The sequence below is a fragment of the Okeania sp. SIO2B9 genome, assembly GCF_010672505.1.
GTDB classification, from domain to species: Bacteria; Cyanobacteriota; Cyanobacteriia; order Cyanobacteriales; family Microcoleaceae; genus Okeania; species Okeania hirsuta.
Map to the genome: position 1 here is coordinate 1 of NZ_JAAHGK010000317.1, position 6,393 is coordinate 6,393.

Annotated in this window: 5 protein-coding genes; 4 read left to right on the top strand and 1 reads right to left on the bottom strand. The window is 39.2% G+C overall.

Features of this window, described 5'->3' with window-relative positions; translation table 11 throughout:
• Window positions 1-468: 468 nt before the first annotated feature.
• Window positions 469-1,557, top strand: coding sequence for a glycosyltransferase family 1 protein (locus F6K13_RS13105; protein ID WP_124154231.1), 1,089 nt, complete (start codon window positions 469-471; stop codon window positions 1,555-1,557).
• 52 nt (window positions 1,558-1,609) lie between these two features.
• On the opposite strand, the gene F6K13_RS13110 is transcribed toward F6K13_RS13105, so the two are convergent.
• The gene (locus tag F6K13_RS13110) at window positions 1,610-1,789 is read right to left on the bottom strand and encodes a hypothetical protein (protein ID WP_124154232.1); all 180 of its coding nucleotides are present in this window, start codon (window positions 1,787-1,789) and stop codon (window positions 1,610-1,612) included.
• 1,000 nt (window positions 1,790-2,789) lie between these two features.
• Here F6K13_RS13110 and glmM point away from each other — a divergent pair.
• The 3 genes from glmM to F6K13_RS13125 all read left to right on the top strand — a co-directional run.
• Window positions 2,790-4,247, top strand: a complete 1,458-nt coding sequence (gene glmM, locus F6K13_RS13115) for a phosphoglucosamine mutase (protein WP_124154233.1) — start codon at window positions 2,790-2,792, stop codon at window positions 4,245-4,247.
• A gap of 13 nt (window positions 4,248-4,260) precedes the next feature.
• Complete coding sequence (gene hpsL, locus F6K13_RS13120) at window positions 4,261-5,910, top strand: hormogonium polysaccharide biosynthesis protein HpsL (RefSeq protein WP_124142877.1); 1,650 nt, start codon at window positions 4,261-4,263, stop codon at window positions 5,908-5,910.
• A gap of 11 nt (window positions 5,911-5,921) precedes the next feature.
• A partial coding sequence (locus F6K13_RS13125; RefSeq protein ID WP_287287589.1) for a glycosyltransferase family A protein occupies window positions 5,922-6,393 on the top strand: 472 nt, incomplete at its 3' end.

Consider the following 6,393-nt stretch of genomic DNA (forward strand, 5'->3'; position numbering starts at 1 on the left):
TGAAGGGAAACCCAACAAAGTATCATTTAATTAGGAAGAATTTTTGTCTGATTTGAACCTAGTTTGCTGAAAATTTTGGGTTTATCCTAACGGATAAGCTGGCGCTAACGTTCCTCAACCCAACCTAAACTATTCAAAATTTTTGACTCTAACTATAAATGTCTATAGCTGCTTTAGTTAAGCTACCAATAAATTATCAAATAGCTCATGTTAAAATCAAAGCAATTAGGAAATTTATCAGATATAATTGTAGGTTGGGTAGAACCAAGTGTTAGCGGAGCTTCCTGAAGGGAAACCCAACAAAGTATCATTTAATTAGGAAGAATTTTTGTCTGATTTGAACCTAGTTTGCTGAAAATTTTGGGTTTATCCTAACGGATAAGCTGGCGCTAACGTTCCTCAACCCAACCTACACTTATTGCTGGATTCTTAATCCATATATCCGTGCCATAATCCCTGTGAGCGCAAATGTCTAAGGAACTTCTAATTAATCTATCAGTATTAATTCCAAAACCAACAGGAATATCCATCTACGCTAATAACATCCTGCCACAACTTCAACAACTTAATCCTACCCTGTTAGTAGCCAATAATATTTCCAATTTTAACTGCCATCTAATCCCTAACAACATGACGCCCGCTCAGGGAACAAAAGGTCATTTACGACGATTATTATGGACTCAATTTCAATTATCAAATATCTATAAAAAATTACAAGCAAATCTACTTTTTTCTCCCCTTCCAGAAGCGCCTTTATTTTCTCAGTGTCGTTATATAGTAATGGCTCACGATTTAATTCCTTTACGTTTTCCTAAACCTGCTTCTCGCTTAACTGCTTATTTCAAATATTATATTCCTCAAGTATTAAACCAGGCAGAACATATTATTTGTAATTCTCAAGCAACGGCAACAGATATTACTGATTTTTTCCAAATACCACCTCAAAAAATTACACCTATTCCTTTAGGTTATGACTCTCAAAGATTCCAATTTTTAGACTTACCTACGCAAAATTACTTTCTTTATCTCGGTCGCCATGACCATTATAAAAATCTGCATCGGTTGATAGAAGCATTTGCTAAATTGCCGAATTTTTCCGAGTATGAATTATGGTTTGCCGGACCTACAGATAATACTTATACACCAACATTAAAAACTCAAATTAAAGAATTAGGTTTAACAAAATTAGTCAAATTTCTAGACTATGTTCCTGATTCAGAATTACCCAAAATAATCAATCAAGCGATCGCTCTGGTTTTTCCTAGTCTGTGGGAAGGGTTTGGTTTTCCCGTATTAGAAGCAATGGCCTGTGGTACTCCTGTTATTACTTCTAATATTTCATCCCTGCCAGAAGTTGCGGGAGATGCTGCTATTTTAGTTAACCCGAAAAATGTAGGAGAAATAACAGATGCGATGAATATTATTGCTAAAGATGGAGGAGAGCGATCGCGCCTCTCGACCTTAAGTTTGGCTAGAGCTAAAGAGTTTAGTTGGAAAAAAACTGGTTTAGCTACTAGGGAGATAATTCAGAATTATCTGATTAATAATTTAAGATGATAAGAAAAAAATAGAGCTTTGAAAACTCTATTTTTTCTTGAGAACTATTCAACTATTTGATTACCCAATAAACATTTGCGTTTGTTTTTGTTGTTAGCCACCTTCCATTATTTTCAATACACAACCACTGCCCTTCATAATAATTATTCAGAAAATAAACTTCATCACCATAATTAATAATTGGATCACTATTATCTCTTTTCCGAATAGTCCATTTTTGTTGTTCGTACAAGCCATCATAGTAGTATAGTGCGGGAGTACTCCATGCACCAAGAGTTTTCTTGTCTCCTACAGAAGCTTCGTCGTCTCTATTTTTACTGTGTCTCCATCTTTTATTACTCCACTTCCACCAGACAGTTTAAGTTTTATAGGAGGTTGTGATGTACTAAACTGTGGGAAGTATTCTTCAGGACCTATATCTCCTACCCTTTCTAAAGACGTAAGGATATTTACTGATATGACTCATCAAAGTTCATATAAAAGTTCATATAATTAGGCTTTTCTTCATAGTGAAAATCAACCGTTATTAGCTACCTGCACAAATTGAATCATTTGTCAATCTCATAAAATCTATATGAATATTTATTCAACAAACAATAGACAGCAAGCATTAACGAAGTCAAAAGTCAGAAGTCAGAAGTTAAATATTCCATCTGATCTCCATCTCCCCTACTCCCCAGAGGGAGGCCAGAAACTCCTATAGCAATGTGCGCTGGCATATTTACAAATTGCAGGAGGTGTCCAATAGCTAAAAGTCTTATACTATCCGCAATTTATTCCCCCTATTGCCTTCCGGAGTTGTTGCCTGTTGCCTGCGCGCAGCGCTATACTTCAAAGGCCCAGGAGTAGGCTGGAAAAAAAGCGATCGCCTCCTTCTTAGCTATGGAGCGATCGCCCTTTCATAGATAGACACCCCAGAAATGTTACTTGCAGCGATTAGTGCAGAAGATACAAATTTCACCTTCGTTACAAATATGTGAAGAGAACTAGCGTATTATATCGCGCTCCGTATCGCAAATCGTTAACTAAGTCGAAACTCTCAGGAATTAGGCACTGACAATAAATATAGGGTTTTGTGTTACGCTACCGCTAACACACCCTACTGGACTGACACTATTGCCTGTTGCCTGCACACAGCGCTATAAATAATTCAAAATTATCTATTCAATCAGGAAGTGCTATTCTCTTTCTTGAGAGTGAGAATAACTAAATATTGACGAGGAGTGAAAATTATGGTAGCAATACCATCATTCAAACCAACTTATGGACAAAATACTTTTAACTTATCACCCACAGCAATAACAACAACATTGCCTTGGAACCATACCTTACTGCCCACAACACCCCTATTCGGTACAGATGGCATCCGGGGCAAAGCAGGAGAACTACTAAACGCCCCCCTAGCCTTACAAATAGGCTTTTGGGCAGGACAGGTATTGCGCCAATATTCTCCAAACTGTGGCCTTGTAATTATGGGTCAAGATACCAGAAATTCAGGCAATATGCTAGGAATGGCTCTATCAGCAGGTTTAACCGCAGCAGGGTTAGAAGTTTGGAATTTAGGTTTATGCCCTACCCCTTGTGTTGCTTATCTTACTAGCGTTTCAGAAGCAATAGGCGGGGTAATGATTTCTGCTAGTCATAACCCACCCGAAGATAATGGGATTAAATTTTTTGGTTCCGATGGTACAAAACTCTCTTCAGAATTACAGAAACAAATAGAATCTGGAATTAGAGGAATGGCAGATTTTCCAGCTATTCACAATAACTGGGGACAGCATTACCATAGACCAGAATTAGTCAAGGAGTACCAAGCATCTCTACATTCTCCTTTAATACCAGGACATTTCCAGGGAATGAAAATAGTTCTGGACTTAGCTTGGGGAGCAGCAGTTCATACCGCCCCAGAAGTTTTCCAGGGAATGGGGGCAGAAGTCATTTGTTTACATGACCAACCAAACGGCGATCGTATCAATGTCAACTGTGGGTCTACTCATCTCCATTCCCTGCAACAAGCAGTAGTAGAAAACAAAGCTGATATAGGATTTGCCTTTGATGGAGATGCTGACCGAGTATTAGCAGTAGATTCTCAAGGTCGTTCAATAGATGGAGATTATATACTCTACTTCTGGGGCCAAAGCTTAAGTAAAGCCGGGTTATTGCCAAACAACTTGATTGTCACGACAGTCATGGCCAATTTAGGATTTGAACGTGCTTGGCACAAACAGGGTGGACAAATATTGAGGACTAAAGTAGGAGACCAATATGTTCATGCAGAAATGCAGCGGACAGGCTCAATGTTAGGCGGCGAGCAATCAGGACATATTCTCTGTCCTCACTATGGCCTTACAGGAGATGGTCTAATGACAGCCCTACATTTAGCAGCTCTAGTCAAAAGCTCAGAAGTCTCCCTAGCAGAATTAGTAGACCAAAGCTTCCAGACCTATCCCCAATTGCTCCGAAATGTCCGGGTAGAAGACCGCGATCGCCGAGCTAACTGGAAAAACTGCGAACCATTAGTCAGAGCTATAGAAGAAGCAGAAACAGCTTTAGCAGATGTAGGGCGGGTTTTAGTCCGAGCCTCTGGCACAGAACCACTAATTAGAGTTATGGTAGAGGCAATTAATGCTGAACTCGCAAGCTACTGGACAGAGAACTTAGTTTTAGCAGTCCAGCAATATCTGGCCTAAAACTGACTTAACAATGCCGACAAAACAAAAGTCTAAAAAAAAATCAAAAAGCAAATCAAAAAAGAAAGGCAAACCTGCTGCTCCCCAGGTTAGCAAAAAGGAATTAGCTGCCAGAAAGCGCCAAAGAGCTAAACAAATTCAGCAGGTTATTGGCGCTCTTGTTACTTATGGTGGTCTTGGTCTTGTTATTGGTATAACGTTATTTTTCATAGCGGAGCCAAAAATAGCCCTCGCTGGTGGTGGTGGTGTGGCAGTTTTAGGTTTTTCCTTCAAGTATCCAATTTTAGGACTTTGGGCCTTCCTAATTTATATGCCCTTTGCTGGCACTGTGACTTACTGGATCGGTGGAGGAAGTCCCATTTTTCAGTTAGCAAAAGATGGCTTTTTCATTCCAGCAATGATTGGCATTGGTATGTGGTGCAAAAAAACAGGAAATCCATTCATCATTCCCAAGGTAGTGAAAAATCCCTTATACATTTTATTGGGCTTTTGTCTACTTACTTTACTATTCGTTAATGGTGCTCAACAGTTGGAACCACCAGACCCACTCAGACCAAATGTTAATGAACAAGTTAATGAACAACCAATATTGATGGGAATATTGGGACTCAAAGCATTGATCGGCTACCTACCTTTAATTACAGGTGCTTACTATAAACTCAAAACTAAAAAAGAATTATTACTTGCTGCGCGTCTTACACTAATTTTAGCTATTATCTGTTGTTTACTTGGTATAGTACAGTACCAATTTCTCAGTTCAGGTAAGTGTAAAGGTACTCGTGGTTTTACTGGACAACAACTATTTAGAGCAACTCTAAAAGCTAAATGTTTAGTAGGAGGCGCTCTATTATTTAGTCCTAGTCAGGGTGTGATTCGTTTACCGGGTACTTTTGTTGCACCTTGGCAGTGGGGATGGTTTTTGATTTCTAATGCTGCCTTTACCTTTGCAGTTGCTTTTAGTGACCCCTCTCCTATCTGGCGAATAGGAGGTTTATTTGGAATGGCAGTGGTTTTTGTTAATGCAGCTATTAGCGGTCAAAGAATTGCTCTAGCTCTGGTTCCCACAGTAACTATAATTCTTCTGGTGCTGACAGGTCAGATCGCTAACCTCAAAAGGTTTCTTCCTATAGGTATTGGACTAGGTGTTGTACTGGGAGGAGTAATAGTATCCAATCCTGTAGTTGTTCAGGAGCGGATAGATAGTTTTGTTAGTCGCTGGCAAGCTGCACCACCCACTGCTTTTATTACCGGACAATTTCACGAAGTCAGCCATGTAGGAGTTTTGGGCAAAGGGTTAGGACGGGCTACTAATTCAGCCCGAACTTTTGGTAGAACTAGGTTAATTGAGACTTATTATCCTAAGTTAATTTATGAAATAGGACAGTTCGGCGCAATTGCAATGTTAGTCTTGCTAACCACTATTACTTTTACTAGTTTCAAAGCTTATCGCTCTGTTAAAGACAAGAGTCTACGCAGTTATGGTGCATGCTATTGGGTTTTTGTTTTGATTATTAGCTACAACACTTATTACTATCCTCTAGATGTAGATCCAGTTACGGTTTATTACTGGTATTTTGCTGGAGTAGTTCTGAGGTTGCCAGCAATTGATAAACAGGAACAAGCAAGAATTAAAGCGGAAGAAGAAATGGAAAATGGTAAATAAGAAGGAGAAAAATGAACGCACAATCTCTAAAAGAAAAAAATCAACAATTAGCTATTCCTATTTCTGTTGTCATTCCTACCTATAATCGTGAAGAAGCTCTGGTAGATACGATCGCGGATGTTATTGCACAAGACTATCCTAATTTTGAAGTTTTGGTAGTTGACCAAACTGCTACTCATAAACCAGAGACTCAAGCTTATTTAGAAGAACAAGCAAGTTCTGGAAAAATTAAATTGTTCCGTCTGACTTGGGCGAGTTTACCAGGGGCAAGGAATTATGCGGTCAGACATTGTAGTGGCGAAATAATTCTTTTTATTGATGATGATGTACGCTTGGAAAAAGGATTTTTGGCTGCCCATGCTCGTAACTATGTTGATCGCCCAGAAGTAGGAGCAGTGGCGGGACGAGTATTCGATCGCATGAAATTAGGAGATTCTGGTGGAGAGCTGGAAATAGAAGATTTACCCCCTGAAGCATCAGACA

Bases quoted from the DNA above. Each gene is read 5' to 3' on its own strand.
- F6K13_RS13105 (WP_124154231.1), top strand. From the start codon at position 469: ATGTCTAAGGAACTTCTAATTAATCTATCAGTATTAATTCCAAAACCA.
- glmM (WP_124154233.1), top strand. From the start codon at position 2,790: ATGGTAGCAATACCATCATTCAAACCAACTTATGGACAAAATACTTTT.
- hpsL (WP_124142877.1), top strand. From the start codon at position 4,261: ATGCCGACAAAACAAAAGTCTAAAAAAAAATCAAAAAGCAAATCAAAA.